The organism is Cupriavidus sp. YR651, from assembly GCF_900101625.1.
In the GTDB taxonomy this organism is placed as follows: Bacteria; Pseudomonadota; Gammaproteobacteria; order Burkholderiales; family Burkholderiaceae; genus Cupriavidus.
On the sequence record NZ_FMYZ01000003.1, the window covers coordinates 299,497 to 324,429 of the forward strand.

At 65.8% G+C, this 24,933-nt stretch carries 28 protein-coding genes; 13 read left to right on the forward strand and 15 right to left on the reverse strand.

What is annotated here, in order from left to right:
* Positions 1–26: 26 nt before the first annotated feature.
* The 4 genes from BLR29_RS11000 to BLR29_RS11015 form a co-directional block, all read right to left on the reverse strand.
* Positions 27–695 (reverse strand): hypothetical protein, encoded by a 669-nt coding sequence (locus BLR29_RS11000; protein ID WP_092137002.1) that lies wholly within the window; start codon positions 693–695, stop codon positions 27–29.
* 195 nt (positions 696–890) lie between these two features.
* Positions 891–2,228 carry a GGDEF domain-containing protein gene (locus BLR29_RS11005; protein WP_176860923.1) on the reverse strand — a complete coding sequence of 446 codons (1,338 nt, stop codon included), beginning with the start codon at positions 2,226–2,228 and terminating at the stop codon, positions 891–893.
* 72 nt (positions 2,229–2,300) lie between these two features.
* Complete coding sequence (locus BLR29_RS11010) at positions 2,301–3,011, reverse strand: type 2 periplasmic-binding domain-containing protein (protein ID WP_143018444.1); 711 nt, start codon at positions 3,009–3,011, stop codon at positions 2,301–2,303.
* Positions 3,012–3,308: 297 nt separating this feature from the next.
* On the reverse strand, positions 3,309–3,755 hold the full coding sequence (locus tag BLR29_RS11015; protein WP_092137005.1) for an Ohr family peroxiredoxin: 447 nt from the start codon (positions 3,753–3,755) through the stop codon (positions 3,309–3,311).
* Between the two features lie 277 nt (positions 3,756–4,032).
* Between BLR29_RS11015 and BLR29_RS11020 the strand changes: the two genes are divergently transcribed.
* The 11 genes from BLR29_RS11020 to gcvA all read left to right on the forward strand — a co-directional run bounded on the left by BLR29_RS11020 (position 4,033) and on the right by gcvA (position 14,026).
* Positions 4,033–4,455: an Lrp/AsnC family transcriptional regulator gene (locus tag BLR29_RS11020; RefSeq protein ID WP_092137006.1), complete on the forward strand. Its 423-nt coding sequence runs from the start codon at positions 4,033–4,035 to the stop codon at positions 4,453–4,455.
* A 392-nt stretch (positions 4,456–4,847) separates the two neighbouring features.
* Positions 4,848–5,819 (forward strand): Bug family tripartite tricarboxylate transporter substrate binding protein, encoded by a 972-nt coding sequence (locus BLR29_RS11025; RefSeq protein WP_092137007.1) that lies wholly within the window; start codon positions 4,848–4,850, stop codon positions 5,817–5,819.
* A gap of 51 nt (positions 5,820–5,870) precedes the next feature.
* Positions 5,871–7,241, forward strand: a complete 1,371-nt coding sequence (locus BLR29_RS11030) for an MmgE/PrpD family protein (RefSeq protein WP_092137008.1) — start codon at positions 5,871–5,873, stop codon at positions 7,239–7,241.
* Between the two features lie 2 nt (positions 7,242–7,243).
* On the forward strand, positions 7,244–8,221 hold the full coding sequence (locus tag BLR29_RS11035; RefSeq protein ID WP_092137009.1) for a D-2-hydroxyacid dehydrogenase family protein: 978 nt from the start codon (positions 7,244–7,246) through the stop codon (positions 8,219–8,221).
* Between the two features lie 23 nt (positions 8,222–8,244).
* Positions 8,245–9,747: an MmgE/PrpD family protein gene (locus BLR29_RS11040; RefSeq protein WP_092137010.1), complete on the forward strand. Its 1,503-nt coding sequence runs from the start codon at positions 8,245–8,247 to the stop codon at positions 9,745–9,747.
* 165 nt (positions 9,748–9,912) lie between these two features.
* Positions 9,913–10,788, forward strand: a complete 876-nt coding sequence (locus tag BLR29_RS11045; RefSeq protein ID WP_092137011.1) for a metal-dependent hydrolase — start codon at positions 9,913–9,915, stop codon at positions 10,786–10,788.
* Positions 10,788–11,615 carry an ABC transporter substrate-binding protein gene (locus tag BLR29_RS11050; protein ID WP_092137012.1) on the forward strand — a complete coding sequence of 276 codons (828 nt, stop codon included), beginning with the start codon at positions 10,788–10,790 and terminating at the stop codon, positions 11,613–11,615. Before BLR29_RS11045 ends, BLR29_RS11050 begins: the two co-directional genes overlap by 1 nt.
* A gap of 431 nt (positions 11,616–12,046) precedes the next feature.
* On the forward strand, positions 12,047–12,319 hold the full coding sequence (locus BLR29_RS11055) for an isochorismatase (protein WP_092137013.1): 273 nt from the start codon (positions 12,047–12,049) through the stop codon (positions 12,317–12,319).
* Complete coding sequence (infA, locus tag BLR29_RS11060; RefSeq protein ID WP_092137014.1) at positions 12,312–12,533, forward strand: translation initiation factor IF-1; 222 nt, start codon at positions 12,312–12,314, stop codon at positions 12,531–12,533. The genes BLR29_RS11055 and infA overlap by 8 nt, the downstream gene beginning before the upstream one ends.
* Before the next feature lie 101 nt (positions 12,534–12,634).
* Entirely contained in the window at positions 12,635–12,889 is a 255-nt protein-coding gene (locus BLR29_RS11065; protein WP_092137015.1) for a translation initiation factor 1, read from the forward strand.
* A 249-nt stretch (positions 12,890–13,138) separates the two neighbouring features.
* Positions 13,139–14,026 (forward strand): transcriptional regulator GcvA, encoded by an 888-nt coding sequence (gcvA, locus tag BLR29_RS11070; RefSeq protein ID WP_092137016.1) that lies wholly within the window; start codon positions 13,139–13,141, stop codon positions 14,024–14,026.
* On the opposite strand, the gene BLR29_RS11075 is transcribed toward gcvA, so the two are convergent.
* The 8 genes from BLR29_RS11075 to BLR29_RS11110 form a co-directional block, all read right to left on the reverse strand.
* Entirely contained in the window at positions 14,023–14,763 is a 741-nt protein-coding gene (locus tag BLR29_RS11075) for a nitroreductase (RefSeq protein ID WP_092137017.1), read from the reverse strand. The two genes, gcvA and BLR29_RS11075, sit on opposite strands and share 4 nt — an antisense overlap.
* Positions 14,760–16,004, reverse strand: coding sequence for a CaiB/BaiF CoA transferase family protein (locus BLR29_RS11080; protein ID WP_092137018.1), 1,245 nt, complete (start codon positions 16,002–16,004; stop codon positions 14,760–14,762). The genes BLR29_RS11075 and BLR29_RS11080 overlap by 4 nt, the downstream gene beginning before the upstream one ends.
* A 2-nt stretch (positions 16,005–16,006) precedes the next feature.
* Positions 16,007–16,405 carry a PaaI family thioesterase gene (locus BLR29_RS11085; RefSeq protein ID WP_092137019.1) on the reverse strand — a complete coding sequence of 133 codons (399 nt, stop codon included), beginning with the start codon at positions 16,403–16,405 and terminating at the stop codon, positions 16,007–16,009.
* A complete protein-coding gene (locus BLR29_RS11090) occupies positions 16,402–17,394 on the reverse strand; it encodes a Bug family tripartite tricarboxylate transporter substrate binding protein (protein ID WP_092137020.1) in 993 nt (330 codons plus the stop codon). The genes BLR29_RS11085 and BLR29_RS11090 overlap by 4 nt, the downstream gene beginning before the upstream one ends.
* Before the next feature lie 64 nt (positions 17,395–17,458).
* Positions 17,459–18,262, reverse strand: a complete 804-nt coding sequence (locus BLR29_RS11095; protein ID WP_092137021.1) for an enoyl-CoA hydratase/isomerase family protein — start codon at positions 18,260–18,262, stop codon at positions 17,459–17,461.
* Positions 18,263–18,271: 9 nt separating this feature from the next.
* On the reverse strand, positions 18,272–19,069 hold the full coding sequence (locus BLR29_RS11100; protein ID WP_092137022.1) for an SDR family NAD(P)-dependent oxidoreductase: 798 nt from the start codon (positions 19,067–19,069) through the stop codon (positions 18,272–18,274).
* Between the two features lies 1 nt (position 19,070).
* The gene (locus BLR29_RS11105) at positions 19,071–20,216 is read right to left on the reverse strand and encodes a thiolase family protein (RefSeq protein ID WP_092137023.1); all 1,146 of its coding nucleotides are present in this window, start codon (positions 20,214–20,216) and stop codon (positions 19,071–19,073) included.
* A 12-nt stretch (positions 20,217–20,228) separates the two neighbouring features.
* Positions 20,229–20,576, reverse strand: coding sequence for a Zn-ribbon domain-containing OB-fold protein (locus tag BLR29_RS11110; RefSeq protein ID WP_092137024.1), 348 nt, complete (start codon positions 20,574–20,576; stop codon positions 20,229–20,231).
* A 229-nt stretch (positions 20,577–20,805) separates the two neighbouring features.
* Between BLR29_RS11110 and BLR29_RS11115 the strand changes: the two genes are divergently transcribed.
* A complete protein-coding gene (locus BLR29_RS11115) occupies positions 20,806–22,530 on the forward strand; it encodes an FAD-dependent oxidoreductase (protein ID WP_092137025.1) in 1,725 nt (574 codons plus the stop codon).
* 43 nt (positions 22,531–22,573) lie between these two features.
* On the opposite strand, the gene BLR29_RS11120 is transcribed toward BLR29_RS11115, so the two are convergent.
* Complete coding sequence (locus BLR29_RS11120; protein ID WP_092137026.1) at positions 22,574–23,080, reverse strand: DUF2938 domain-containing protein; 507 nt, start codon at positions 23,078–23,080, stop codon at positions 22,574–22,576.
* Positions 23,073–23,951 carry a class I SAM-dependent methyltransferase gene (locus tag BLR29_RS11125; RefSeq protein ID WP_092137027.1) on the reverse strand — a complete coding sequence of 293 codons (879 nt, stop codon included), beginning with the start codon at positions 23,949–23,951 and terminating at the stop codon, positions 23,073–23,075. The genes BLR29_RS11120 and BLR29_RS11125 overlap by 8 nt, the downstream gene beginning before the upstream one ends.
* A gap of 82 nt (positions 23,952–24,033) precedes the next feature.
* Between BLR29_RS11125 and BLR29_RS11130 the strand changes: the two genes are divergently transcribed.
* Positions 24,034–24,471 carry a helix-turn-helix domain-containing protein gene (locus tag BLR29_RS11130; RefSeq protein ID WP_092137304.1) on the forward strand — a complete coding sequence of 146 codons (438 nt, stop codon included), beginning with the start codon at positions 24,034–24,036 and terminating at the stop codon, positions 24,469–24,471.
* A gap of 25 nt (positions 24,472–24,496) precedes the next feature.
* On the opposite strand, the gene BLR29_RS11135 is transcribed toward BLR29_RS11130, so the two are convergent.
* Complete coding sequence (locus tag BLR29_RS11135) at positions 24,497–24,892, reverse strand: nuclear transport factor 2 family protein (RefSeq protein WP_092137028.1); 396 nt, start codon at positions 24,890–24,892, stop codon at positions 24,497–24,499.
* Positions 24,893–24,933 lie beyond the last annotated feature (41 nt).

Consider the following 24,933-nt stretch of genomic DNA (forward strand, 5'->3'; position numbering starts at 1 on the left):
CGAATACCGCGCCGACGCGTGTATCGTTACTCGACCACCAGTTCGTACTCGATATCCTGAATCATGCGGCCGTAGGCGCTCGACTGCTGGTTGTATCGACCGCCGAACTTGAGGGTGTAGCGCCCGCGTTGAAGGGGCTTCAGCAAGACCCAGTATCCATCTGACGCGGACGGATATGCCGTGTAGGGGCGCTGCTCGGGCTGCACACGCTCGAAAATATCAAAGCATTTGTCGGTTGCGACGCGATACTTCTTCACGTCCTCGAGCGCAGCCCCGTTCAACTCCACGAACAGATCCATTGCGGAATCATTGTTGAGCGCGGCTGACGCCTTGGCTTGTCCGCATGTGTAGGCGTCATTCCCCCTGGCGGGGTAATACACCATATTGACCACCGGAAAGAACAAGGACTTGTTGGCCGGAACGACGCAAGTCCGCTTGATTTTCGAGGAGCCAAAGCCGCCAGCAAGGAACCACACCGCGCCCTGCTGGGCAGTGCCACAGTTCGCACCTGTCGGATCGCGGACCGGATTGACTTCCGCCGGTATCGACATCGCCCACTGCCACCAGTCCGTCGACAGTTGAGCAACCGTGCGGCCCGCAATGGAGGTACCCGCCGGGAGCGCGTAGTCCGCGGCAATTGCGGGGAGAGGAATGACAATCGCTGCGACCGTTGAAGCGATTCTATGGCGAAGCATGCAATCTCCGATCAGATGCCAATGATTGTGGAAAATCTATGCACGCAGTGTCGTGCGACGTCCGGATTATCCACACTGGTGCAGCAGGCAATGCGGTGTCGAAGAGGGGTGTCGCAGCGGTGCAACAGCGCCGGGTCAAGCCGCCGACGCGGGACGCCGCGGACGCTGTCTCAAGGCAAGGACTTGCCCGGAAGATCAACGCATGCGTGGTTCGCCATCGGGCATCGTTGCGATACCGTCGGCCGCGTATTCGACGCGATTTCGCCCAAGCTCCTTGCTTCGATACAGGGCTTCGTCGGCGCGCGAGATCATGCCGTGAATGGTGTCGCCCTCCTGCACGCAAGCCACGCCGAGGCTCGCGGTCATCCGCCCCGTTACGTAGAAGTCGCGCTCCGAGACCGCGTTGCGCAGCCTTTGGGCGAACCGCACGGCGTCCTGCAGGCCGGTATCGGCGCAGATCAGCAGGAATTCTTCGCCGCCCCAGCGACCGACGGTATCCGTCGCCCGCTTGGCGTCGAGGATGCGGCCGGCCATTTCTACCAGCACCCGGTCGCCAACCTGGTGACCGTGGGTGTCGTTGACGGATTTGAAGCGGTCCACGTCGATCAGGATGATCGAGAACAGGCTGCCGTCGCGTCGGGTGCGCTCCAGCGCGCGGGTGAGCACGTCGTTCAGGTGCCGGCGGTTGAATACGCCCGTGAGCTGGTCGGTCTTGGAAAGCGCTTCGAGCTGCCGGTTCTTCTCGACCAGTTCCGCCTGGGTAGCCTGGATTTGCGCGAAGGCTTCGTTGCTGGTCTGCGTGGCCGCTCGCGCGGCCATTTCGGCTTCCGTGCGCTGTGCAATGATCAGCTTGAGCCGGCGCAGGACCAGGTTGAAGGCGTCGATGACGCTGTCGAACTCCGTACGGCCCAGCCTGGCAAGCTCGTCGAGATGGTCGCCATGGGTCGAGGCAAGCTCGAGCAGGGCTCCCCGCAGATGTTCGATGGGCCGGAAAACCATCCGCAGCCCGAAGGTCAGCAGCAGTATCAGCGCCACGTCGATGGCGGCTACCTCGGTGACGCCCTGGACCATCGCCGCGCGCAGGGTCTCGTGCATGTTGTCGCGGGTGAGGCGGATGACGGCCGTGCCGATCGCCTGATTCCTGCGCTCCGGATCGATGTTGTCCGGAGGGTAGAGCGTTATCTCGGCCAGGACGTCACGCCCGTTGGCCGCCGCGCAGGGTAACGCGCCGGGCGAGGGGGGGCGGCCCGCGGCCACCGTGCGGCGGACGTCGGCATAGACCTCCTGCCGGTCGGGCGAAAAAACGCAGGCTTCGGTGACTTCGGGATGGATCAGGGTTGACTCGAGCCGGGTCCGCAGGATCCCCACGTTCAGTGCCCAGGCCGGTGCCGCCAGGCTTTCCTTGAGTCCTTCCAGGACTTCCGCGCGTGTCCGCTCGAAACGCTGCTCGAGATCCTGCTGCAACTGCCATTGCCGATGCGCACCAAAGGCGCCCAACGTTGTCGTCGTGGCGACGATAAACAGCACGATCATCCGGTTCCGGATCGATTGAACCGGTGGTAGCAGTGGCATGAATGCGCGATCTCGGGTTGTCAGGGGAGCATTCTATTCATCTGCCGCCTTGTCGAACAGCATCCGGAACCTGGCGAGTTCCGGATGCGATTCCTCATACTTCTTGCTGAATCCGATATGGACGGTTTCGCTCTTGATGGCCATGACCCGCCTGGACTTGTAGCGCATGCGCTCCGGAAGGCCCTGGGCTTCCAGCGTGATCAACGCCTCGTTGATGACAACACTGGGGTTAACCACGCAGTCGATCTCCTGCACCAGCATCTTCTTGACGAGATCCTGGAATTCATGTCCCTCGACCAGTTCGATCTTGCCCTCGCTGACGAGCTGGAAAAAGTGCTTGCCGGGCGCCAGGTAGCGACGCTGGTTGCCGAACTTCAGGCCGACGAAATCGTCCGGATAGGTATTGAAGGTGCGGCCTTCAATCGAATCCCGGTTGCAATGCACCGCGACATCTTCGGTGTAGAACGGCTTGGAGTGATTCAGGAACGGCCGCTCCTTGGGGCGGTAATACACGCCGAGCACGCCGGCGCTGTTGCCGATCTTGGCTTCTTCCACCGCGCGAGCCCACGACGAAAACCGAATCTGCACCTTGTATTCGGGAATCCTTTTGAGGACTCGCTGCAGGTTTTCGATATACGCCCCTTTGGGCATGCCGTTTTCTTCGTAGGACTGGGGGCGCTGGCCGGCCTCCGAGTACAGCACGATGGGTGTTTGCGCCACGGCAAGCGGGGCTACCCAAAACAAGCAAGCTGCGCAGATGATCCGGCAAGAGCGGAAGAGTTGCATGGCGTCAGGTGCGGCAGAGGAGGATACGATGCCCGATCCCTGCGCGCCCGCGAGTGGTCCCGCGAGCTGGCACAGTGTGAGCCCCTGCGACACATAACGGCAATCTCGCCGAATGGTTTACCTCTTTTAAGGTTTACCCCTTCAAGGGGGGGCAGGCACGCCGCCGTGGGGGCGATACGTTGTGAAACGGCGGAAACTGGCCGACTTTGGGCGCTGGTCAGCCAGCTTCCGCGCTGCACACGTTGCCCTGCCGGATCACGCCGTGATGACGTTGAGGGCGACCTCGATATTTCCGCGCACGGCCTTCGAGTACGGGCAGATTTGATGCGCCGAGTGCGCGATCGCCTCGGCGACGTCCTGTGCCAGGCCCGGCACGCGGACGGTGAACTGGGCGCCGAGGAACCAGGCGGGGCCAGTCTGGCCCACATCCACCTGGATATCCACGGAATAGTCGGGTGGCAGCGTGACCTTCTTCAGCGAGGCGGCGATCCCGAACGCAGTGATGTAACAGGCCGACCAGGCGCCTGCAAACAACTGCTCGGCGCTCGGATGCGGTTCGACGGCGACAAACGTGTGATCTTCACCGCCGGGCGCCGACAGCTTGATGTCGACGACGCCGTGCTCGCCACGCTGGGCGCCGGGGTCCCGGTTGATCGTGGTGTGGGTCTTGCCTGTGAACAGGACAGTATCAATCTTGGGCATGATGGATTCCTTGATGGACAAGCGGTGTCGGGCGGACCGCCTGATACATGTAGTCGTCACCGTGGAGCAGGAAGCCGGGTACACAGCACTTTGCCCGCCCGGCAACCATCGCCCATTGAGTCTATTTCATGGTGTCGAGATGAGAAGCGCTGCTTGAACGTTGCGCGCGACAGGAAGAATTGTCGCGACAAGGCACGTCAGTTTGAATCATGCGGATTGGCAAAAGCATCCTTGCGTCATACACTTTGCTATCCACATAAAGCAATCTGCCATCTTCATGGACGACACCGACCGACAGCTCATTGCACTGCTGCGCGACAACGCCCGCATGCCGGTTGTATTGCTGGCAAAGAAGCTGCGCGTGGCGCGTGCCACTGTGCAGAATCGCCTGGCGAAGCTGGAAAACGAAGGCATCATCGTTGGCTACACCGTCCGGCTGCGTCCCGAGGTCGAGGCATTCCGTATCCGCGCCATCATGAGCATCGAGGTGGGCGGCGACCGTAGCGAGGAAGTCCGGCGCGCACTGCGTGGTCACCCTAACGTGGTGGCACTGCATACCACCAACGGGCGCTGGGATTTGATGGCCGAACTGCGCGCCGACAACCTCGAATCCTTCGACCGGATTCTCAGTGCCATCCGCCTCGTTCCTGGCATCACCAACACCGAAACGAGCATCCTGCTCTCGACGCTCAAGCTGTAGGGCGCCAGCGCGCGCTGTAAGCGAGGCCGTCGGCGTCGCCCTCCCTTCGCCCCCCTTCGCCCCCTTCGCCCGCCTCCCCCTTCCCCGCGTTCGTCCCGATATCACCCACCACACGTCAAACGTGGGCACTGTCACGCTCCCGCGTTGCCGGGATCAGGCCGATCCCGGCCGTCCGGTGCCGCGCGTGCGCCGGCATGACTCCAGCGAGACTTCAACCAGACTCCAGCCAGATTTCCCATTGATGTTCAGCTTGCATCAATCGCACGGAAATTTGCAATTCACAACGATCGCGTGGGGCGCGATGATTCTCCCTGCCATCCGGCTCGTGCAGGGCCGGGAGCCATTCCAAGAAAACAGCGCCCAAGCGACTCAATGGTGCGCCCGGAGGAGACATGAATTCCACACGCCGGACCCTGATCAAGGCCAGCGCGATGCTGCTGGCCGTCCCTGGCCTTGCGGACGCGCAAGACACGTTTCCCAACAAGCCGCTGCGCTATGTCGTACCGGTTGCCGCCGGCGGCGGCTCTGACCTGATCGGCCGAACGGTCGCCGATCGCTGGGGCCGCGTGCTCGGCCAGTCGATGGTGGTCGAGAACCAGGCCGGTGGTGGCGGCGTGATCGCCTGCCAGATGACGGCCAAGGCCAGCCCGGACGGCTACAGCCTGATGCAGGGGTATGTGGCCACGCACGGCACCAACCCCGCCACGCGCAAGGTGCCCTACGACCCCGTCAAGGATTTCACGCCGATCGGCATGATCGGCGGCACGCCCAATGTGCTGGTGGTCAACAGCGCGTTGCCGGTGGCCAATCTGAAGGAATTCATCGAGTACGCACGCAAGCAGCCGGTGGCCTATGGCTCGGCTGGGCCGGGATCGCTGACGCACCTGACGATGGAATTGCTGGCCCAGCAACTCGACCTGAAGATGACCCACGCGGCTTATCGCGGCATCGCTCCGGCTTTCAACGACCTCATCGGCGGCCAGACGCAGGCGATGTTCCCGGGCCTGTCGGCAGCGTTGCCCCATATCCGCTCCGGCCGCGCGAGGGCGCTGGCCGTGACGGGCCACGCCCGCCATCCGCTGCTGAAGAACACGCCCACGCTCGAGGAAACCGGGCTCAAGGGCTTCGACGCCATGCAGTGGTATGGCGTGGTGGGCCCCGCCGGCATGCCCGCGGACGTGGTGGCGCGCCTGAACAGTTCGCTGAACACCGTGCTCAAGAGCCCGGACCTTGCCGACAAGCTGTCGTCGGAGGCGTTGCAGCCCACGCCGATGACGCCCGACCAGTTTCGCCGCTACATCGCCGATGAGGTCAATCGCTGGCGCCAGCTTGCCCGCGATCGCGGCATCCGGCTCGATACCTGATCGACAAACCGATTTCACGTCTCTGCAGTCTCACTGAACAAGGAATTTTTCATGGCCCGCAACACCCACGTCGCCGCCGATCACAACGCCCCGGCCGTCACCCGCATCCTGGGCAACTTTGTCGCGACCCATCCGTCCCAGGGCTGGAGCCCGGAGGTCGACCACGAAGCCCATCGCACGTTCATGAACTGGCTGGGCTGCGCCGTGGGCGCGGCCGGGCACGAATCCGCACAGGCCGCGCTGGCCGCCGTGGCCGAGCTGCAACCCGCCGCGCAGGCGACGGTGCTGGGCCGGCGCGAGAAGGTGGACATGGCCAGTGCCGCGCTGGTCAACGGCATCACCTCGCATACGTTCGACTTCGATGACACGCATCTGAAGACGATCATCCATCCGGCCGGGCCGGTGGCCTCGGCGGTGCTGGCGCTGGCCGAGCATACGGGCGCCAGCGGCCGCGCGGTCACCGATGCGATCGTGCTGGGCATCGACGTGGCCTGCCGCGTCGGCAACGCGATGTATCCCGATCACTACGACCGTGGCTGGCATATCACCGGGTCCACCGGCATGCTCGGCGCCGCCGCCGCGTGCTCGCGCCTGCTGGGGCTCGACGCCGACAAGACCACCATGGCGCTGGGCATCGCCGCCTCGCAGCCGGTGGGCCTGCGCGAGCAGTTCGGCACCATGACCAAGCCGTTCCATCCGGGCGGCGCCGCCCGCGCCGGGCTGATGTCGGCGCTGATGGCGCGTCACGGCTACACCTCGAGCGCCAAGGCGCTGGAAGCCCCGCGCGGCTTCATGCAGGTGATCTCCGCCAAGACGGACTGGAACGAGATCACTGACGAACTCGGCAGCCGCTTCGAGATCTCGTTCAACACCTACAAGCCGTTTGCGTGCGGCATCGTCATCCACCCGAGCATCGACGCCTGCGTGCAGCTGCGCGAGCAGGGCGTGAGGCCGGAGGATGTGGAGCGCATCGACCTGCGCGTGCACCCGCTGGTGCTGGAGTTGACCGGCAAGAAGGAGCCGACCGACGGGCTGCTCGCCAAGTTCAGCGTCTACCACGGCTGCGCGGCGGGCCTGATTTTCGGGCGCGCGGCGGAGGAGGAGTTCTCGGACCACATTGTCACGCGCGACGACGTGGTGGCGCTGCGCCGCAAGGTGATGGCGACGGCCGATGCCAACGTCGACGAAGCCGCATCGATCGTCAAGGCGGTGCTCAAGGATGGCCGCGAAGTGAACGTGACGGTGGAGCACGCCATCGGGTCCCTGCAGCGGCCGATGCGCGATGCGGACCTGAACGCCAAGTTCCACGCGCTGGCCGATCCGGTGCTGGGCGCCGGCCAGGTGGGCAAGCTGATCGATGCCTGCTGGAAACTGGGCCAGACCGCGAACGTCGGCACCATCACTGCGCTGGCACGCCCGTAACCATGACGCGTGCCCGCATTTCGGTACTCGGCGACTACGAGCGCGCCCTCACGCGGCTGGCGGACTGGTCGGCAATCGAGGCCCAGGCGCACGTCTCGTTCCATCACGCGCCGCTGGCAAAGGATGCACTCGCGGCGGTCTTGCGCGATACGGACGTGCTGGTGCTCGTACGCGACCGCACGCCGCTCGATGCGGCCACGCTGCGCCTGGCGGAGCGACTGAAACTGGTCGTGTTCACGGGCACCCGCAACACCACGCTCGACGTGGAAGCCCTGCGCGAGCGTGGCATCCCCGTCGCGAACACCGAGTGGGGGCCGTCGAAGGAGAGCACCTGCGAGATGACGTGGGCGCTGATTCTTGCCGCTACGCGTCAACTGGAGGCCCAGATGGCGACGATGCGCGCCGGCGGCTGGCGTCCGGCCGAGAGCGCGCCGCTGCCTGGGGTGCTCCACGGCGAGCGCCTTGGCCTGGTTGGCCTTGGCGAGATCGGCAAGCGCGTGGCGCGCGTCGGCAAGGCGTTCGGCATGGACGTCGTGACGTGGAGCCCACGCATGACGCCCGAGCGCGCGGCGGTGGAAGGCGTCACCGCAGTCAGCCTGGACACCTTGCTGGCGACGTCCCGCGTCGTCAGTCTTCATCTGGTGCCCACGCCGGAGACGCGCAAGCTGATCAATGCCGACCGCATGGCGTTGATGCGCCCGGACGCCATCCTCGTCAATACCTCGCGATCGGCGCTGGTGGACATGGATGCGCTGCCCGCCGCGCTGGACCGGGGGCGGCCGGGGCTTGCCGCCATCGACGTCTTCGACGTGGAGCCGGTCCCTGCGGACGATGCACTGCGGAAGCGCCACGATCTCGTGGTGACGCCGCACATGGGCTTCGTCAGCGAGCCCGTGTTCGCGATGTTTGCGCGAGGCGTGGTGGACGCGTTGACGTCGTGGCTGGAAGGGCAGGGTCCGGTGGAAGCATCGCGAGCCTGATAACAATTCGAACGGGAGGGGACATGTCCGATCATCACAGGCTGGTACGCCGCCGCGTGCTCCAGTCCGCCGGTGCGCTCGCCGCGTTGGCGGCATCGCCGATCCGGGCCGCAGACCTGGCGGCGGAGGGCGTTGCAAATGGCGTTGCGAACGGTGCCGCAAATGCCGCCGTGAAAGCCGATGTCACCGCCAGGCTGGCGCGCTATATGGTCGCCGCGCGCGACACGGCGCTGCCTGAGGCGGTTGAACTCGCCTGCAAGCACCGCATCCTCGATACGTTGGGTGCGATGGTGTCGGGGTCGCGCATGACGCCGGGCGAGATGGCGGTGAAGTATGTGCGCACGCTTGGTGGCCAGCCGCAGGCCTCGGTGGTGGGTGCGTCGTTTCGTACGACTACCGTCAATGCTGCGCTGGCGAATGCGATGTGCGCGCACGCCGACGAGACCGACGATTTCGAGCCGGTCACCAAGGCCCATCCCGGCAGCGCCGTCGTTCCGGCCGCGCTGGCGGTGGGAGAAAAGGAGGGGCGCAACGGCACCGAACTCATGCGCGCCGTCGCGCTCGGCTATGACCTGTGCTGTCGCCTGTTGATGGCGCTGGGGCCCGATCTGGTGCGCGGCTCGCATCGGAGTGCCGAAGGCACGTCCTCGACCTTTGGCGCGCTGGGTGCCGCGGCGTCGCTCGCACGGCTGGATGAAACCGGCATGCGATACGCGCTCTCGTATTCCGCGCAGCAGGTGTCCGGGCTGTGGAGCTGGGTGAAAGACAAGGACCATATCGAGAAGGCGTTCGACTTCGCCGGCATGGGCGCGCGCAATGGCGTCACGGCGGTCGGCATGGTGCAGGCCGGGCTGACGGGCGTGTCTGACGTACTCGATGGCACGCACAACCTGTTCATTGCGCTTTCGACGTCGCCAAAGCCGGAAGCCATGCTCGATCAGCTCGGCAAACGGTTCTATGTGACCGAGACCGCGATCAAGACGTTTTCCGTCGGATACCCCATCCAGTCGCCGCTGGATGCGCTGCTGACATTGCGCAAGGAACACGGGCTGACGCCTGACAATGTCCGCAGCATCCTCGTCAAGCTGCCGACCGATGCGGTCGGCATTGTCGGGGAAAGCGCCATGCCGGATGTGAACTGCCAGCATCTGGTGGCGGTCGCGCTGGTCAAGGGTGCGGTGTCGTTTGTCGACAGCCACGATGTGGCGCTGATGCGCGATCCGCGCATTGCCGCGCAGCGCGCCAAGGTCACGGTGGTGCCGGATCAGGCGTTGATGGACCCCGCCGCGCCGCGCGGTGCCATCGTCGAGGTGACGATGACCGACGGCCGCAAGGTCAATCATTTCACCCGGTTTCCGCCTGGTACCAAGGAGAATCCGCTGAGCACCGAGGCGGTCAATGCCAAGGCTCGCGATCTGATCGCGCCGGTGCTTGGCGCCAGCAAGACCGAGAAATTGATCGAACGGATCAACCACCTCGAGAAGGTGAACGACATTCGTCAGCTCCGCGCGCTCCTGACGGTGTGAGCCCGCCGCTCGCGGCGGTGCATGCCCCGATTGACAGGCCGGAGTGGGTTGCAAATACTGCACAGCGCTCCCCAGGCCTGCCGCGCGTATTCCGCCGAAGTCGTGCAGCCACCGGAGGCGTGGAATGATTTTGAGATGTCACTACAACCGATGCAGGAGACAACCATGATCAGATGCCGCATGCTTTTTCTCGCCGCCGCCGTTGCCGTGCTCGCCGGCTGCGCTTCCTCCGTCACGACGTCGACGGCGGGCGCCCAGCAGCCAAAGCCGCCGGGGCAGATTGCCGCTGGCAAGGCCGAGGTGCTCTGGCTCGGGCAAGCCGCCACGCGGATTACCACGCCGGGTGGCAAAGTCATCGTCATCGACCCGTGGCTGACCACGAACCCGAAGACGCCGGCCGATTTCAAGCAGCTTGCCGCGCTGGGCAAGGTCGACCTGATCCTGGTGACACACGCCCATGGCGACCATCTTGGCGATGCGCCTGCGCTGGCCAAGCTGAACAACGCGCCCATCTATACCGGCGGCGGCATGGGGCAGACGCTCGTCAGTCTGGGCATGGTTCCGGCCGCGTTGTCGCAGCGGTTTGGCAAGAGCGGCACGATCGCGCCGTTCGGTGCGGGCGGACCCAAGATCACGGCGGTGCGCGCCGAACACTCGTCCGAACTGGTCTGGAAGAACCCGACCACGGACAAGGATGAAACCCACTACGCCGGAGAACCCGTGGGCTACATCATCGAACTCGAGAATGGCTTCAAGATCTGGCATATGGGCGATACGGGCCTGTTCGGCGACATGGAGTTGATCGGCGAGCGCTACAAGCCCGACCTCGTGCTCATTCCGATTGGCGGCCACTTCACGATGGGCCCGCAGGATGCGGCGATTGCGGTGCGCGACATGATCAAGCCCCGCTACGCGATTCCGATCCACTACCAGACCACGCCGCAGCTGCGCGGTACGCCGGCGGAATTCTCTGCGGCGCTCGGCGCTTCCGCCAGGACGAGCGTGCTCGTTCCCGAACCCGGTCAAAAGGTGGACTTCTGATGGACCGGACGCGACGAACGATATGCGCCACCGGGCCGCTTGCCGCCGCACTCGCGCTGGTGGGTTGCGCCACCTCGGGCAGCTCGGGGACCGTCGGTTCCCGTGAAGCCGCGATCGCGGAGCTGGGCGGCACCGGCAAGCTGCGTGCGGCCATCAACCTTGGCAATCCGATTCTGGCGAGCCGCGCCGCGAATGGCGATCTCCAGGGCGTTTCTGTGGACCTCGCGCGCGAGGCGGCGCGGCGCCTCGCGCTGACACCGGAACTGGTGCCCTTTACATCGGCGGGAAGCGTGGTCGAAGCGGTCAAGGGCCGGCAGGTGGACCTCGCGTTCGTGGCGATCGATCCAGTGCGCGCGGCGGACATGGAGTACACGGCACCGTATGTGATCATCGAAGGGGCCTATCTCGTGCGTCATGATTCGGCTCTGCAGCGCAACGAGGAGGTCGACCGTACGGGCACGCGCGTCGTGGTCGGCCGTGGCAGTGCATACGATCTGTTCCTGACGCGCGAGCTGCGTGCGGCCACGCTGGTACGCGCACCGACTTCGCCGGCTGTCACCGACATGTTCCTGGCGGAACGCCTGGATGTTGCGGCAGGCGTCAGGCAGCAGCTCGAAGCCGACGCGCGGCGCGTTGGCGGCGTGCGGCTGCTGCCCGGGCGCTTCATGGTGATCGAGCAGGCCATGGGCGTGCCAAAAGGGCGCGGTGCCGCGCGCACCTGGCTGAGTGGCTTTATCGAGGAGATGAAGGCCTCGGGTTTTGTGGCCGATGCGCTGCGACGCCACGGTATCGAAGGCGCCGGCGTCGCCCCGCCTATGCGGACCTAAGGCGGGCGCGATTGCAAGGCACAAGGCACTTTCGGGTGCCTTGCGTCACATCGGGCCCCGCTTTCGGCAGTCAACGCGCGAAGCTGTTATAGTGCGGGACCTTGCCCGCGTTCAAAGCGACCGCGGCCGGGTGCCGGCCTCAAGACAATTACTCACCACCGGCGCCCTTCGGGCGTACACCCGAATCGATCCGGGCCACATGGCCCGTCACCTACCTGACCCGCGGCCTGGTCCGCTCCGTACCCGGCACGCCCCGTACCAGCGCACCGGCCTACGCAAGCACGGTCACTTCCGCGTCAATCGCGGCGACATGCATACGTGTCGCGGGTATTGACCCCATTCAATCGCGGCGAATCCTTCCGGCTGGCAGTGGCGCACATCGGTGCCCTCGCTCCCGCACGCGTGATCGCGCGAACAGAAATATGAGAACAATGAACGCTATTCCATCTCCGTACACGGTAGCCGTGTATCCCATCGAGCAGCAACCCGGCGTCTGGTTTGCCGCGTACCTCATCAGCGAATACAAGGACGGCACGGAACGCGTGCTGGCCAACGTCGCCATGCGTCACGACACGCATCGCTCGGCAGCCAAGGCCAAGCAAGCGGCCCGTAGCGCCGGCGAACGCGCCATCGCGCGACTGGCAACCCGTCCCCATCACCCGGGCGTATCCGCCCACGCCTATCAGGGAGCCCGTCATGGCTAAGGAAGAACTCGTCGAATTTGGTGGCCACGTTTCCGAAGTGCTGCCCGATAACCGCTTTCGCGTCATCCTGGAGAATGGATTCCAGGTATGGGCGTACTCGTCGGGCCGCATGAAGAAAAACCGCATCCGGATCCTTGCCGGCGATCGGGTCACGCTGGAGATGTCTCCCTACGACCTGACCAAGGGCCGCATCAACTACCGTCACAAGAATTGAGCAACGCACCGCAACCGCCGGAATTCGCGTGCCGGCCACCCAGTACCGCGTCACGCTCGCGTCGTCCTCTGCCTTGCCTGACTGATAACCAAGGAGCCGCCATGTCCGTTTGCGACGAATGGGAAATCATGCACCTGACGCCCAATGGCTGGAAGGATGGAAGCTATCGCCACGAGCCGGGCGACGCCGTCGAGATCGCGCCGCCTGCCGATGACGTGCTGACGGTGCGCCGCCATGTGAGTGCGACCTATGGCGGCGCGTCGCGCGTGACCGAGGATCGCACGCCGCGCACGGAAGACATGGCGCTGCTCGAGCAATTGCTGTCGAAGTTCGGCGACCCGGGATTCGGCGTCTGAAACCGGCCGCCGCCATCAGGCCGCGGCCATTAGCTCATCATGTAGCCGGCTTGCCCGGCAGATCCATCAGCGTCTCCACGTGCCACGCGCAGGTGCGAGATGCCGGGGTCCCAGCACCCCATTACCCCGTTGCATTCTTCAAGCACTGTCTGGCGCGTCCGCCGGCATCGATGTCGTGTGACATTCCGGAGTCGGCGACGTCCGTTCGGATGATTGAGAAAACCTCAATCGTGTGCCAGAATTTTTGCCATGGATCGCCTGCCTCCCCTCAATGCACTCCGGGCCTTTGAAGCCGTCGCGCGACGCCTGAGCATCACGATTGCAGCGGAAGAGCTGCACGTCACGCCCGGTGCGGTCAGCCGCCAGATTCGGACGCTCGAAGACACCCTCGGTATTCAGCTGCTGGTGCGCGGGCATCGGCAGATCTCGCTCACGCGCGCTGGCGAGGACTACTACCGTGCGGTCACGAAGTCGATGGACGGACTGCGCGAGGCGACCGTCCGCCTGACCCGGCGCACCAAGCGGACACAGCTCAAGGTGCGTGCCTATACGACGTTTGCCATGCGCTGGCTGATCCCGCGGCTGTCGAGCTTTCATACGGCCAACAGCGGTATCGAGGTGCTGCTCACGGCCTCGCTCGATCCGGTGGACTTCCGCAGGGAGGACATCGACGGCGCGATCCGGCTTGGTGACGGCAAGTGGAGCGGCACCAACGCCTATCGTCTCGTCTCGAACATACTGGTGCCGGTCTGCAGCCCCGATCTGGGCAAAAAGGTCCGCAAGCCGGCGGATCTGGATCGCCAGGTTCTGCTGCACTCGATTGCGCGGCCCGATGACTGGGCATGCTGGCTGGCCGCAGCCAAGGCCGAGAAGCTGGTCGACGCGCGCAGCGGCATGACCTACCAGAGTTCGGCGATGGCCTACGCGGCGGCGCTGGAAGGGCAGGGCTTCGCCATTGCCCAGCGCTTCCTGGTGGAAGATGACCTGGCCGCTGGCAAGCTGGTGGCACCGTTCCGCCAGGCCGTGGACATGGGCGACTTCACGTACTACCTGCTCACGCCTGCCGACCGGAACGAGAGCGCCAGCATGGCGACCTTCCGCAAGTGGCTGCTGGCGCAGTTCGAAACCACCGCCTAGCGCGCGATACCGCTATCGCCCGACCCCGTAAAGCCGGCAAACCGTGCAAAGCCGTCCACCGGTTCGCGGCGGGTTTCCAGTTGGTTGGCCGCTGCCGCAGGATCCGGGTAGCCGAGCGACATGCCGCACACCACGATCTCCGCCTCCGGGATGGCAAGCCGCGCGCGGATCAGGCGGTGATACCGCGCAAACGCCTGCTGTGCACACGTACCGAGTCCATGGGCGACCGCCGCCAGCATCACGGCATGCAGGAACATGCCGAGGTCCAGCCACGCTGCCTGCGCCTGGTCGCGCTCGATGGTGAAGAACAAGCCCACCGGCGCGCCGAAGAAATCGAAGTTCCGCGCGTACTGGCGTGTCATCGCGCCAGTGTCGCCCTTGGGGATTCCCAGCAGGCCGTAGAGTGCCTTGCCGACGGCCTGCCGCCGCGACAGGTAGGGCGCGCGCCAGGTCGCCGGATAGTAGGCGTATTCCTCCGCGTGACCGGGGCCGCCAGCGAGATGCAGCGCCACGAGTTCCGCACTGAGCTGGTCGCGCACGGCGCCGGCGCAGACGTGGACGCGCCACGGTTGGGTGTTCGACGCACTGGGGCTCCGCGAAGCGACGGCAAGGATGGCCTCGACGGTTTGCTGCGATACCGGCGTATCAAGAAAGCCGCGCACGCTCTTCCTGGCATGGAGCGTGGCGACGACGTCCATGCCGTTGCCGGGGGAGCTGGGGGCGTGGCCCGCGGTCATGGCGCGACAGCGAGAGAAGCGTGGCGCGCCGTCGGCAGGCTGGATTCGGCGCAGTGGATGGCGCGACATTCGCGCAGCCGTGCGATGTCGGCCTCCGCATACCCCAACTCGCGCAGCACGGCGTCCGTATCCTGGCCGCACGCCGGGGCAGGGCGCATCGGCTGTGCATTGCAGTCGACGCTATTGATCGGGAAGCCCGGCATCCGGATGGCGCCCAGCGTGTCGTGGTGGACTTCCGCGAGCATGTGGTTGGCGTGGACTTGCGGATGCTGCGCTACATCGGCATACGTGGCCACGCGCGCGCAGAGAATGTCAGCCTGCCGCAGGACTGGCAGCCATGCGTCCGTGGTGCGCGTGACAAACACCTGCGTCAACGCCTGCACCATTTGCGCGCGATTGGCCACGCGCAGCGGCGATGTGGCAAAGCGCGGGTCGTCGGCCAGCGCCGACAGGCCGAGCGTCTCGCATAGCCTGCGCCAGCGGTCCGGCATGTAGGCCGCCACCATGATCCAGCCGTCGGCGGTCTGGAAGGCCTGATTCGGCGCGGAGTACGGCGCGGCGCTGCCGGCGCGCACCGGCAGTTCGCCATCGGCCAGATAGCTCGCGAGCGAGGATTGCTGCAAGGCGAGCGCCGCGTTCAGCAGGTTGACGTCGAGATGGCCGCCCTGGCCATCCTTGGCACGCTGGGCCAGCCTGGCCAGGATACCGACCACGGCCACATATCCGGTCATCACGTCGACCACGGGGGCCTGCACCTTGCACGGCTCGCCGCCCTCCACCCCGATCAGGCTCATGAGGCCGGAATCCGCCTGCACGATACCGTCCACGCCGGCGCGGTCTGCGTAGGGGCCGCGCTGCCCGTAGGCGGAGATCGAGCAATAGATCAGCGCGGGATGGTCCTGGGCGAGTTGCGCATAGCCGAGCCCGAGCCGTTCCATCACGCCGGGGCGCATGCTTTCCACGACGATATCAGCTTCGGCAATCAGGCGGCGCGCCACGGTGACGCCCTCCGGGGACTTGAGATCCAGCGCGACGCCGAGCTTGTTGCGGTTGAACGCGTGGAACAGGGCGCTGTCGTCGCCGATCCAGCCGGGGCCGAGGCCCCGTCCCAGTTCGCCGCCCGGCGGCTCCACCTTGATCACGCGCGCGCCCATGTCGGCCATCAGCATGGTGGAGGTAGGGCCCGCGCCAATCTGGGTGAAATCGATGACGGTCAGCCCATCGAGTGCATTGCGCAACATGATCATGACTCCCTGGAATTGCGGGACCGCTTGAATGTGCCCTGGGCCGTGGCGATCCGCTCGCCCGTATCGGTGACCAGTTCGGCCGATGAGAAGTAGATGCTGCGGCCCGCGCGGGTCACCATCGCCACGGCGCGCACGCGGCCCGTGCTGACTTTGCCGAGATAGCTGATCGTCAGCATCAGCGTGACGGCATTGCCCATGGCGCCATCCTGATCCTGCAGCCCGGCGTAGCCGCAAGCCGCGTCGAGCAGCGTGGCGCTGACGCCGCCCTGCAGGGTGCCCTGGCGGTTCAGGTGCCGGGGCTCGATATCGAGCGTGAAGGTGCACTCGCCCCGGCCAACGTTTGTCAGCCGGATGCCGAGGTCGTCGAGCAGGGGATTGTCGGTGGATGGGTTCACATCGCCACCTTGATATTGTTCTCGGTGATCACGCGCTGCCAGCGCGCCAACTCCCGGCCGATGTAGGCCTTGAGCTCATCGGGCGTGGAGCCCTTGGCCTCGAAGCCTTGCTTCGCGAACTGTTCCTTTACGTCGGGCGACTTCAATGCGGCCAGCAGCGCGCCATTCACCTTGTCCACCACGGCACGCGGCGTCTTGGCCGGCGCCAGCAGGCTGTACCAGAGCTCGGCGTCGTAGCCCTTCAGGCCGGCCTCGGCAAAGGATGGCAGCTCGGGCATCAACGACGTCCGGCTCTTGCCGGCGATGCCGAGCGCGCGCAGCTTGCCGGTGCGCACGTACTGGATGACGGAGGCGAAGGTGGCAAAGGAGATCTGCACCTGCCCGCCCATCAGGTCCGTGATCGACGGGCCGGTGCCGCGATAGGGCACGTGCAGGAGCTCGGTCTTGTTCATCTTGGCAAAGACCTCGCCGGCCAGATGCTGCGGCGTGCCGGGGCCCGGGCTGCTGTAGCTGAGCTTGCCGGGGTGGGCCTTGCTGTAGTCGATGAACTCCTTGAGGGTCTTGAACGGCTGGTCGAGGTTGGCCACCAGCATGAGCGGCACCGAGGCGATCAGTCCCACGGGTTCGAAATCGCGCTCGATCCGGAACGGCACCTTCATGTCGAGGTACGGGTTCATGGTGACCTGGCTCGAGGCGATGACCAGCGTGTAGCCGTCAGCCGGCGCATGGGCGACGAAGTCGGCACCAAGGTTGCCGCCAGCGCCGGGCTTGTTCTCGATCACGATGGTCTGGCCTAGCTGCTGGCTCATCTTCGGGGCAATCAGGCGCGCGAGAATGTCGTTGCCGCCGCCGGGGGCAAACGGCACCACCAGGGTGATGGGTTTGGTCGGAAATGCGGACTGCGCATTGACCGGTGCGGTGGTGCCAGCGGCCAGCACGGTGCCGATGCAGAGCAGGATCGCGCGTGCGGCGCGGGATACGGAAATCATGGTTGTCTCCTGAAGGTGGGATGTCGTTATGTGGTGATGTCGTTACTGTCGGTGTGGCGTGTTCTCAGCGGCCCGCGAAGTGCGGTGGCCGCTTTTCGGCAAACGCCTTGCGGCCCTCGATGCGGTCCGCCGTGTCCCGCAGCACGCCCCAGTAGAGTTCGGTGATGTCCTGCGCGTCGGCTTCGCCCAGATGGGCGGTCTGGCGTGACAGCTTCTTGATGGCTTGCACGGCCAGCGGCGCATTGCCGGCCACCTTGTGCGCCAGCGACAGCGCGCGGTCGAGCAGGCGGTCCGGCTCCACGGCTTCGGTGACCAGCCCGATGCGTTGCGCGTCGGCGGCGCCGATGCGCTCACCCGTCATCACCATCTGCATGGCGTACGCGGACGGCACGGCCTTGAGCAGGCGATGCAGGCCGGATACCGCGGGGATCGAGCCGACGGCTGCCTCGGGCAAGCCAAAGGTGGCATGGGTGGATGCCAGGCGCATATCGCACTGCAAGGCGATCTCGAGTCCGGCCCCCAGGCAGTGCCCGTTGATGGCCGCGATCATTGGCTTCCAGAGCGAGAGACCGGACAGGTCCATCAGCCGGATGTAGAGGCCGAGGTCGGCGGCGTGTTCCGGCTTACGGAACAAGGCCTCCGGATAGCTTGCCGGCGATGTTTGCGTGCCCTTGAGGTCGGCGCCGGCACAGAACGCGCGCGTGCCGGTGCCGGTGAGGATAGCCACGCGCACATCGTCACGGTCCCGGATCTCGCCGAGATGCTGGCGCAATGCGCGCAAGGCGTCCACGTTCAGCGCATTCAGTGCCTCGGGCCGGTCGATCGTCAGCACGGCCACGGGCCCGTCGATGTTCAGGTGTACGGTCATGGCGGCTCCTTACACGCTGGGCGACGACAGGCTGCGGCCGCCGCACACATAGAGCGTCTGCCCCGTGACATACGCCGCGCGCGGGTCAAGGAAGAAGCCCACTGCATTGGCGATATCCTCGGCCGTGCCGATGCGCTGCGCCGGCACGGACTTCTGGAGCCGGGCCTGCACCTCGGGCGCGAAGTTGCGGAACAACGGCGTGTCGACGATGCCCGGCGCGACGGCGTTCACCGTGATGCCCTTGGCCGCGAATTCGATGGCGAGCGATCGCGTCAGGCTGACCACGCCACCCTTGGCGGCCGAGTAGTTGGCCTGGCCAAAGCCGCCCAGCCACGCACGGGAGGAAATATTGACGATGCGGCCGTAGCCGCGCTCGACCATGCCCGGCAAGGCGGCACGGCAGCACAGGAACTGCGAGCGCAGGTTGGTGTTGATGACGAGGTCCCAGTCGTCGTCCGTCATCTTCAGGAAGCGCATGTCGCGCACGGCGCCGGCATTGTTCACGAGGCAATCGATGTGGCCCATCGACGCCGTCACGTGCTCGAAGGCTGCATTGACCGCCGTGGCATCAGTCAGGTCGACGGTAACGCCCATCGCCCGATGGCCCGCGTGGACCAGCCCGCCCACGGCATCCGCCAGCGCCGTGGCATCGCGGTCGAAGAGCGCCACGCGCATGCCCTGTTCGGCCAGGCGGGTGGCGATGCCAAGACCGATGCCGCGTGCGGCGCCGGTAATCACCGCCACTTGCGGTGAATCTTGCGTGTCCTGCGGCGAGCCTTGCGGCGAGTGGATGGCAGGTGCGTTCATGTCAGACTCCCAGCAGATGAACGGATGAAGCCGCGTGGTCGACGCCTGCGATGCCGCCACCCGTGCATTGGGTCAGGCCGACCCGTGCGCCGGCCACCTGGCGGCTGCCGGCCCGGTCTTGCAGGTGCCACATGATTTCCACCATCTGTGCAACGCCGGTGGCGCCCAGCGGATGGCCCTTTGCCAGCAGGCCGCCGCTCGGATTCACCGGCACGCGGCCGCCGAGGCGCGTGGCGCCGGAGCGCAGCAGCGGCACCGCTTCCCCGACGGGTGCCAGGCCAAGCGCTTCGTAGTAGAGCAACTCGGCGATCGTGAACGCGTCGTGCAGTTCCACCACGTTGACGTCTTGCGGCCCCAGGCCCGCTTGCTCGTAGGCCTGGCGCGCCGCGCGGGCCGTGATTTCCGCATCCAGGATGTCGTCATCGGCCTGCTCGCGGATGCCCGACACCACCACCGAGGACAGCACCTTCACCGGCTTTGCCTGCGCGGGGCGCCGCGTGCTCAGGATCACGGCCGCGGCGCCATCCACCTGCGAAGGGCAGCACTGCAGCAGCGTCAGCGGATCGGCAATCATGCGCGAGGCCAGCACCTCCTCCACGGTGGTTTCCGTGCGCTGTTGCGCGAACTCGTTCAGCGTGCCGTTGTAGCGGTTCTTGACCGCGATGCTCGCCAGGTCCTCGGACGTGGCATCGCGCTCATGCAGGAAGCGCGTGCCGCGCATGGCATAGACCGCTGGCAGCACCATGCCGGCCTTCGCGTAGAGATCCGTCTTGTGATCGTTGCGTTGCAGCGGGATCGTGCCGCCACCGAGCGCGGTCAGCTGTTCGATGCCGAACACCAGCACGGTGTCGTACTGCTGTGCCAGCAGCGCGTGCCGCGCCAGATGCACGCCGGTGGCGCCGCTCGCGCAGGCGTTCTCCACGTTGTAGACCGGAATGCCGCGCAGGCCGAGATCGCGCACGATCAGCTGGCCCAGGATCATGCCGCCCAGCACGTTGGCGCAGTAGACGGCCTGGATGTCATCGAGGGAAATGCTCGCGTCGTCGACGGCCTTCAGGATGGCTTGCTGCGCCAGTTCCGGCGCCAGCACGCCCGGGTGACGGCCGAAGGGGGTCATCGCGCCGCCGGAGATGTAGATGTCTTGCATGGCGTACCTTGATTAGTCGTGAAGAGCGTGGAACACGTAGCCGAAGGTCTCGTCCGGCTGCGGCAGGTAGCGGTCCCCGATGGTGGGGCGGTCGTTGCCGAGCAAGCGGCCGAAGATGCGCACCGGGCCGGCGAAGTCCACGTAGCCCAGCGCGTAAGGCGGCTGGCCGGTCTTTGGCGCGGGGTGGATCACGGTGAAGCTGTAGACCGTGCCGACACCCGTCACTGGCACGGTGTCATGGCGCGACGCCAGCGGCGAATTCGCGGGCACGACGGGGAACACCTGTTCGCCGGTGTATTGGTCACGGGACGCCAGCAGGGCCGGGGATGCGTCGGCGCTCCAGAGCGTGTAGGGCTGCATTGACACGGGTGTCTCCTTTGTCGATGGATGGGTATGGCCAGGGGATGACTGGATAGTCGTACCTGGACCGCGCCGCGACAAACGAGATTTCCGGGCGAGTCGCTTGAGTTTTTCTCAATCGAAATGAGGTAAGCCGAGCGTTCGCCGGGATCGCAAGAATCCTTGGGTGGCCGCGACATGTCGATTACTCTTGCCTTGGCAAGCGGCAGCCGCTGGAGGAGATTCCGCGATGAGCAACGAATCAGTGCCGGGAGGCGATACGCGCACCTCCGAGCCAGCGGAGGACGCAAGCCGCATTGGCGACGACCGGATGGTCGAAGACCCGAGTGTGCGCGACCATCCGCGTTACCAGCAGATGTTTCCGGTTCTCACGGATGCGGAAGTCGAGAGGTTGCGTCGCTTCGGAAACCCGTGCCACTACGCCCAGGGCGACTATCTCTATCGCGCCGGGAGCATCTGCCCGGGGGTATTCCTCCTGCTGTCGGGCAAGATCCGGATCGTTGGCCGCGATGGCCTGGGCCATGAGCGGACGATCCACACCTATACCCAGCGCGGCGAGTTCACCTCGGACGTCACGCAGCTATCGAGAAAGCCGGCCGTCGTGGACGCCCATGTCGTCGAGGACGTCGAGGCGGTCTTGCTGCGGCCGGACGAACTGAGCGCCATGATGGTCATGGAGGCCGATCTTGGCGAAAAGATCATACGGGCGCTGATCCTGAGGCGTGTGCTGGTGATCGAGCGCGGGCAGGGCGTCGTTCTGGTCGGTGCACCCGGCAACGCGCGACTCCTTGCGCTGCAAAATTTCCTGCGCCGCAATGCCTTTCCGAACATGGCGCTGGATGCGGATCAGGACGCCGACGCCATTGCCTTGCTTGCGCGGCTGACGCCGCAAGCCGACGACTTTCCGCTTGTCGTCTGTCCGGACGGCACGGTGCTGCGAAACCCCGACGAGGGGCAGCTTGCTTCTTGCCTGGGGCTGATTCCGGAGTTCGATCCGACGCATGTCTACGACGTGGCCATCGTAGGCGCCGGCCCGGCCGGACTGGCCACGGCGGTCTACGCGGCGTCCGAAGGGCTGTCGGTCGCGGTGCTCGACTGCCGTGCACCCGGTGGCCAGGCGGGGACGAGTGCGCGTATCGAGAACTACCTGGGTTTTCCCACCGGCATCACCGGACAAGCCCTCGCTGGCCGCGCGTTCGTGCAGGCGCAAAAATTCGGCGCGCATATCGGCATTCCATGCGAGGTCAAGGCCTTGCATTGCGGCAAGCATCCGCTGTTCGTGGAGCTTGCCGATGCGCGCCGCATCGCCGCGCGCACCGTGGTCATCGCCAGCGGTGCGGAGTATCGGCGTCCCGTCGTCGAAGGCCTCGAGCGATTCGAGCGCTGCGGCGTCTACTACTGGGCCACTCCACTGGAGGCCCGGTTATGCCGCAAGGAGCCGGTGCTGCTGGTCGGCGGTGGCAACTCGGCGGGGCAGGCGGCGGTTTTCCTGGCATCGCATGCCGAGCATGTGCACATGCTGATTCGCGGCACGAGCCTTGGAAACACCATGTCGCACTACCTGATGGAACGCGTCGGGGCGCTGCCGAACGTGACACTGCATACGCGTGTGGAGCTGAGTGCGCTGGAAGGGGAGACGCGCCTCGAACGCGTGTACTACCGTGGCCCCGGCGGCGTCGAAGGCAGCATGACGACGCATCACCTGTTCGTGTTCATCGGCGCCGTGCCGAATACAAGCTGGCTCAATGCCTGCGGCGTGTCTCTCGACAGCAAGGGGTTCGTACTGACCGGCCCCGACGTTGCCGAAGCCGCGCTGCAGGCGCTGCCGTTGCAGACGAGCATCGAAGGCGTGTTCGCGATCGGCGACGTTCGCTCGGGGTCCACCAAGCGTGTCGCGTCGGCGGTGGGCGAAGGCGCGGCCGTGGTGGCACAGATTCATCGCTTCTTGTCCTAGGCGCGATGAACGCACCCGTCCGCTCGAACCGAAGCCGTGACGCTCAGGCTGTCACGGCCCATAGGCGTGTCACCCAGCCGGCTGCATAGAGGCCGAGGCCGAATATCGCGTGAGTGACGATGCTCTGGACGCGGGCGGCGGCGGGACGCGGCGTGCGGCTGGCGGCGACGCCCGCGCCCATGCCCGGCTGCATCACAAGGAAAGGTGCCGCGACACTGCCGATGCCGACGATCAGCGCGGGGCCGATCGTCGGACCACGGGCCCAGTCGAGGCCCCAGATGGCGAGCAGCGTGGCCGCGAACACAATGCCGGTCCCATAGTGGACGATCCACCCGACCAGCCGCTCGGATTGCACGGGCGGCGAGGCGGAAATGGGATCGTGGCGAAAGCGTCCGCGCGGCAGGTAGGCGATCCAGCGGCCGACCAGCGCATAGTTCGGCGGCGGAATGCCGAGCAGCCGTTGCCGGACGGCCATCCAGACATCCATGACCACCGTCGCGCCCGCGCCGATCAGCAGCGCGCAGAGCATGAAGCGCCCGATCTCAGACATGTTCATCCTCCTTCCGCGCGCCCGATGCCGACGGCGCCTGCGCCCCGATCATCCAGCAGGCGGCGGTAAAGCGTACTTCGGCCCCGTGCACATAGGGATCGAAGGCGGCGCGAACGGTTTCGATGACTTTCGCGCGCGTCTGGTCGTCCGCTTCCTGCAGGGCCAGGCCGACGGGACCGAGCCGCGTCACGTATTCAACCAACCCTTGCTCCGGCAGGATGCAGGCTACGTCGATCGGCCGGATCTCGATTTCCAGCCAGCCGCTTTGTTCCAGGATGCCGCGAACGCGGTCCGGATCGGCGAAGGCAAATTGCCCCGGGGCGTTCGGCCGGCGGGCGGGGAGGTCGGGCAGGAGCGGCGCGGCCGCACGCTCGGCCGTCGTCATGAACGGATTCTCCGCCGCGCTGCGCCAGGCGATGCACCGGAGCCCGGCGCCCTGACTGGCCGCGTGCCGCAGGTTTGCAAAGGCTTGAACCGGGTCGTCGAAGAACATCACGCCGAAGCGCGAAATGATCATGTCGAAGCTTGCGGGCGCGAACACGTGTGTTTGCGCATTGGCCTGAATGAAGCTTGCCGGCGTGCCCTCCCGCTCGGCGCTCGCGCGGGCGGCGGCGATCATCGGCCCTGAAATGTCGATGCCGACGCAGCGGCTGGCGGCACCGTGCCGCCGGGCAACGGCGAGCGTGGTGGCGCCCGTGCCGCAGCCGACGTCGAGCACCCCGCGTCCGGCGGAGGACGCGGCGTTGACCAGCAGGTCTTCGAATGGCTGGAACATCGCGTCGAGCCACGCCTGTGCGTCAACCCAGGCGCGTCCGGAGGGGCCATTCCAAAGTCTCGCCTGTTCGTCGGCGGTCTGATGCGTCACATCCATGGTCGTTCCCTTTGCCTTCCGGCTTGCCTTCATGAAGCGGAATCTGCACTATACAAATTCAAGTCGACTTGAGGTCAAGAGGGTGGAAAACCTGGATATCTCCGAGGTGGCGCGGCAGTCCGGCGTGCCGGCTTCGACGCTGCGCTTCTATGAGGAAAAGGGGCTGATTGCCTCGACCGGCAGGCGGGGGCTGCGTCGTCTGTTCGATACGGGCGTGCTCGACCGGCTGGCACTGATCGCGCTGGGGCGCGCCGCCGGATTCTCGCTAGAAGAGATCGCGCTCATGTTCGCGCCGGGCGATCGCCCGCACATCGACCGGCAGATGCTCGCGGACAAGGCGGAGGAGCTGGACAGGACGATCCGCAAGCTGAGCGCCATGCGCGACGGCCTGCGGCACGCCGCGGCCTGCCCCAAGCCGACTCACATGGAATGCCCCACGTTCCAGCGCTTCCTGCGGGCGGCGGCGTCCGGGGCGATTGGCGGGCGCGGGAAGCGGAACTTGCTGCCGCCCCGGGACTGACGCTCCGGCGCGCCGTGAGCCGTGTCTAGTCGTCGATGTGGGTATAGAGCTTGTTGACGATGACCCATTCGCAGCCGACCTTCAACAGCGAAAGGAAGTTCTGATAGCGGAAGCCGCCCATGTGGACGCGCACCTTGGCCGAAGCGATCTTGCCGACGACCTCCACGGACAATACCGACATGCCGTAGGCCTCGTTGAGCGAGGCCGGACTCTTGCGCGACGCCACGCCTTGCAGATAGACGTCGAGCGATTTCTGGACGATCTCCCCGCGCACTTCGGCAAAGAGCTGTGCAGCGGGATGAAAGGTAGGCCGCAGTGCGTCGACGTCTCCGTCATAGAGTGCGTCGAGATAGACCTGCAGTTGCTGCAGGATCTGCTGATGGGCCTTGTCGACAGGTCCCTGGGTGAGTGAAGCCGACATTTCGGTTTCTCCTGATGCATGCAGACCGCGCCCAACGGTCG

What these genes read in the sequence shown, in the direction of transcription:
- BLR29_RS11000 (WP_092137002.1), bottom strand. Translation starts at nt 695, where the DNA reads ATGCTTCGCCATAGAATCGCTTCAACGGTCGCAGCGATTGTCATTCCT.
- BLR29_RS11005 (WP_176860923.1), bottom strand. Translation starts at nt 2,228, where the DNA reads ATGATCGTGCTGTTTATCGTCGCCACGACGACAACGTTGGGCGCCTTT.
- BLR29_RS11015 (WP_092137005.1), bottom strand. Translation starts at nt 3,755, where the DNA reads ATGCCCAAGATTGATACTGTCCTGTTCACAGGCAAGACCCACACCACG.
- BLR29_RS11020 (WP_092137006.1), top strand. Translation starts at nt 4,033, where the DNA reads ATGGACGACACCGACCGACAGCTCATTGCACTGCTGCGCGACAACGCC.
- BLR29_RS11025 (WP_092137007.1), top strand. Translation starts at nt 4,848, where the DNA reads ATGAATTCCACACGCCGGACCCTGATCAAGGCCAGCGCGATGCTGCTG.
- BLR29_RS11030 (WP_092137008.1), top strand. Translation starts at nt 5,871, where the DNA reads ATGGCCCGCAACACCCACGTCGCCGCCGATCACAACGCCCCGGCCGTC.
- BLR29_RS11035 (WP_092137009.1), top strand. Translation starts at nt 7,244, where the DNA reads ATGACGCGTGCCCGCATTTCGGTACTCGGCGACTACGAGCGCGCCCTC.
- BLR29_RS11040 (WP_092137010.1), top strand. Translation starts at nt 8,245, where the DNA reads ATGTCCGATCATCACAGGCTGGTACGCCGCCGCGTGCTCCAGTCCGCC.
- BLR29_RS11045 (WP_092137011.1), top strand. Translation starts at nt 9,913, where the DNA reads ATGATCAGATGCCGCATGCTTTTTCTCGCCGCCGCCGTTGCCGTGCTC.
- BLR29_RS11050 (WP_092137012.1), top strand. Translation starts at nt 10,788, where the DNA reads ATGGACCGGACGCGACGAACGATATGCGCCACCGGGCCGCTTGCCGCC.
- BLR29_RS11055 (WP_092137013.1), top strand. Translation starts at nt 12,047, where the DNA reads ATGAACGCTATTCCATCTCCGTACACGGTAGCCGTGTATCCCATCGAG.
- infA (WP_092137014.1), top strand. Translation starts at nt 12,312, where the DNA reads ATGGCTAAGGAAGAACTCGTCGAATTTGGTGGCCACGTTTCCGAAGTG.
- BLR29_RS11065 (WP_092137015.1), top strand. Translation starts at nt 12,635, where the DNA reads ATGTCCGTTTGCGACGAATGGGAAATCATGCACCTGACGCCCAATGGC.
- gcvA (WP_092137016.1), top strand. Translation starts at nt 13,139, where the DNA reads ATGGATCGCCTGCCTCCCCTCAATGCACTCCGGGCCTTTGAAGCCGTC.
- BLR29_RS11075 (WP_092137017.1), bottom strand. Translation starts at nt 14,763, where the DNA reads ATGACCGCGGGCCACGCCCCCAGCTCCCCCGGCAACGGCATGGACGTC.
- BLR29_RS11080 (WP_092137018.1), bottom strand. Translation starts at nt 16,004, where the DNA reads ATGTTGCGCAATGCACTCGATGGGCTGACCGTCATCGATTTCACCCAG.
- BLR29_RS11090 (WP_092137020.1), bottom strand. Translation starts at nt 17,394, where the DNA reads ATGATTTCCGTATCCCGCGCCGCACGCGCGATCCTGCTCTGCATCGGC.
- BLR29_RS11095 (WP_092137021.1), bottom strand. Translation starts at nt 18,262, where the DNA reads ATGACCGTACACCTGAACATCGACGGGCCCGTGGCCGTGCTGACGATC.
- BLR29_RS11100 (WP_092137022.1), bottom strand. Translation starts at nt 19,069, where the DNA reads ATGAACGCACCTGCCATCCACTCGCCGCAAGGCTCGCCGCAGGACACG.
- BLR29_RS11105 (WP_092137023.1), bottom strand. Translation starts at nt 20,216, where the DNA reads ATGCAAGACATCTACATCTCCGGCGGCGCGATGACCCCCTTCGGCCGT.
- BLR29_RS11110 (WP_092137024.1), bottom strand. Translation starts at nt 20,576, where the DNA reads ATGCAGCCCTACACGCTCTGGAGCGCCGACGCATCCCCGGCCCTGCTG.
- BLR29_RS11115 (WP_092137025.1), top strand. Translation starts at nt 20,806, where the DNA reads ATGAGCAACGAATCAGTGCCGGGAGGCGATACGCGCACCTCCGAGCCA.
- BLR29_RS11120 (WP_092137026.1), bottom strand. Translation starts at nt 23,080, where the DNA reads ATGTCTGAGATCGGGCGCTTCATGCTCTGCGCGCTGCTGATCGGCGCG.
- BLR29_RS11125 (WP_092137027.1), bottom strand. Translation starts at nt 23,951, where the DNA reads ATGGATGTGACGCATCAGACCGCCGACGAACAGGCGAGACTTTGGAAT.
- BLR29_RS11135 (WP_092137028.1), bottom strand. Translation starts at nt 24,892, where the DNA reads ATGTCGGCTTCACTCACCCAGGGACCTGTCGACAAGGCCCATCAGCAG.